1 protein-coding gene is annotated in these 3,557 nt (G+C 48.8%); it reads left to right on the forward strand.

What is annotated here, in order from left to right; translation table 11 throughout:
• Window positions 1–3,557 (forward strand): helicase-like domain-containing protein (locus C5O24_RS11750; protein ID WP_153061371.1); only part of this gene is annotated, 3,557 nt, incomplete at both ends.

The following is a 3,557-nucleotide window of genomic DNA, read 5'->3' on the forward strand; positions in this document are numbered from 1 at the left end:
GAGTTGGCGGATGCAGCCAAGTGGAGCAAGTCGGATATTGAATTGTTCGCACCTACGGTTGAACTGCGTCGCCTTATCCACGACTATTCGCATGACGACAAGGAGTTTAACCGCTATATGGAGTCGCTGAAAGCGTCAACGCTGACGGCTTTCTATACGCCACAGCCGATTGTTGACGCCGTTTCCGACGCGCTGAAAGATGCCGGGGTCGATGTCAAAAAATTTCTTGAACCGTCTGCCGGACAGGGTGCTTTTATAGACTCATTCCTGCGGAATGACAAATATCCCGGTGCCGAAGTCCTTACATATGAAAAGGATTTACTCACAGGCAAGATTCTGTCAGCCCTGCACCCGTCTATTCTGACCCGAATAGAGGGCTTCGAGAAGATAGAAAGTGATTTCAACGGATACTTCGATGTCGCAGCCTCTAATATTCCTTTCGGTGATTTTGCAGTTGCAGACCCTGCTTATGCCGTAAGTAAGGAGATTGGCTACCGTCAAGCGGCTAAGTCGTTGCACAATTATTTCTTTCTCAAAGGTCTTGACCAAGTGAGAGAGGGAGGTCTGACTGCCTTTATCACATCGCAGGGTGTGATGAACGCTGCCTCGCCTTTCATAAGAATGGAGCTTGTGAAACAGGCAGACCTTGTGGCGGCATTACGTCTTCCTAATAACACATTCTCCGAGAATGCCGGAACTGATGTGGGTAGCGACCTCATTATATTGCAGAAGCACACAGGGAAGAAGTCATTGTCGGCTGATGAAGAATTTTTCATTCAGTCTGTGGTTGACCGTGGTACAAAGGTGCCGGGAAACAAATTCTTTCAGGCGTTTCCGCAGAATGTAATCTGTACCAACGCAAAGGTGGGTACTGACCAGTATGGAAAACCGGCTATCGTGTACCACCATGATGACGGCATCGATGGCATTGCCGAGGATTTGCGAAAGGCACTTGACGAGTCGTTGCATCTACGCCTTAATATAGAACTGTATAATTCCATCGGTATCAAGCCGCCTACGCCTGACCCGGTTGCTCCAACTCCTACGCCTAAACAGGAGGCTAAAGGAGAAAGGAAGTCGAGCCTCACCAATACGCCTCTGATGCAACAGTATCAGGAGATGAAAAAGAAACATCCCGATGCTGTACTGCTGTTTAGAGTGGGCGATTTCTATGAGATTTTTGGCGAGGATGCGGTAAAAGCGTCGGAGATTTTAGGTATTACACTCACCCGCAGAGCCAACGGCAGTGACAAATATATAGGGCTTGCCGGATTTCCACATCACGCGCTCGACACATACCTGCGTAAGCTCGTAAGAGCCGGGCAACGTGTGGCTATCTGTGAGCAGCTCGAAGACCCGAAGCTGACAAAGACCGCCAAGCAAAAGGTCGTAGAGATTGTTACGCCCAATGCCGAAATACAGAAGGTTGAGCAATCCGAGAGTGTGCCATCTACACCCATTCCGGAACAGGCGAAGGAAATAGAAACCGACGGCGGCCCGGATTACTCCGACAATCCCGACCCGCATCTGTTTGCCTATAACCTTTTCGGAGAACTGGAGCCGAGGGACGCGCCAAAACACCAGCGTCCCGCCGTGCCAAAGAAAGAGAAGGAGGAAAAGCCGGTCGAAAAGCCGAAACCGTGGGCTGATGCCAAACCGTTACCCATAAACAAATTCCGACCGCTCACTGACAAGGAGCTGGAATTTTACGGTTCTCTGAACTGGGACGATAATCCGCCTATCAACGGATTCTACGAAGCGATGATGTCAATCGCATACGCCCAGCTTGCGGAACGTGAGCGTCAGGCGGCTGAAAAAGAAGCCGATAAGGATTATAAATCCGAAACTATCGTCGAGGGTGGCACTGTAATCGAGAAAACCGAAGGCTACTTCATTCCCAGCAGACAGCCAATAGTGGAGGCGAAAAAGCCGGAGAAGGCCGAGGTGGATATGTCACCCCGTCCTTTCTCGGAGGATATTCAGTTCTTCCACCACAACGGCAGTATGGTGGTGCAGGACGGTCTTGTGGGCTTCCTCTCGGAAGTCCGCAAGAATGGTGCTACATTCAATCCATTGGAATTGAAGCCGGAACAGGCGAAACGCGCCATGCTCTATGTCACTCTGTCGGAAACTTATCAGCAGCTTTATAACTATGAGGCTGAGACCCATGAACCGTCAGAACATCTGCGCGAACACCTCAATCAGTATTATGATGAGTTTGTGGAGAAATACGGCAACCTAAATGAGAAAAAGAATGTAAAATTTATCCTCATGGATGCCAACGGCAGGGACGCACTGGCATTGGAGCGGGGCGAGAATGGTCGGTTTGTCAAGGCTGACATTTTCGACCATCCGGTATCATTCGCGGTTGACGAGGTTACTTCGGTGGATACACCGCTGGAGGCACTGACTGCATCACTTAATAAATATGGTGTCGTCAACCTTGAATATATGTCATCGCTTGTGGATATGGATGAGGATTCATTGGTAGATAACCTTGAAGGACACATATATTATAATCCGCTTGTCAGCAGCTATGAGGTCAAAGACCGTTTCATTGCTGGAAATGTAGTGGCAAAAGCCGATAATGTCAGGGCATGGATTGACCATGAGGAAGAACGGATAAAGGACTTTCCCGGATATGACGGTGTAGAACCTTTCATAGCATTGTCGAAAGATTCGCTCAATGCGTTGGAGGAAGCACGGCCCCGCCGCATCGAGTTCGATGAACTGGATTTCAACTTCGGTGAGCGATGGATTCCAACGGGTATCTACTCCGCTTATATGTCATATCTATTCCACACCGATGTGAAGATTGCCTATTCTTCATCTATGGATGAATACTCGGCGGAGGCATCAAGAAAGAACATGACCATCTGGGAGGAGTTCTGTGTCAGAGGCTATTACCGCACATACGATGGAATGAGCCTGTTGAAACACGCACTCCACAATACCGTACCCGACATCAAAAAGTCGGCAGGTAAAGATGAAAACGGCAACGACATCAAAGTGCCGGATAACGAGGCTATCCAACTCGCCAATACCAAGATTGACGAAATCCGAAACGGATTCAGCGAATGGCTCGAAGCCCAGTCGCCGGAGTTCAAGGAAAAACTCGTTGACCTCTACAATGACAAGTTCAACTGTTTCGTGCGCCCTCAGTATGATGGTTCACATCAGACATTCCCTGAGCTGAATATGAAATTATTGGGTGACAGGTATGGAATCCACTCCATTTACCAGTCGCAAAAAGACTGTATATGGATGCTGAAACAGAACGGAGGCGGAGTGTGCGATCACGAGGTGGGGACAGGTAAAACACTGATAATGTGTATAGCAGCGCGTGAAATGAAACGTCTTGGGCTGGCTCACAAACCGATGATTATCGGCTTGAAAGCCAACGTCGCCGAGATTGCCATGACATATCAGAGTGCCTATCCCAATGCCCGGATACTGTTTGCCGATGAAAAGAGTTTCAAGGCTGACAACCGCGTAAATTTCTTCAATCAGATCAAGAACAACGATTATGACTGCGTGATAATGTCGCACGACCAGTT

This window comes from Paramuribaculum intestinale (assembly GCF_003024925.1).
In the GTDB taxonomy this organism is placed as follows: Bacteria; Bacteroidota; Bacteroidia; order Bacteroidales; family Muribaculaceae; genus Paramuribaculum; species Paramuribaculum intestinale.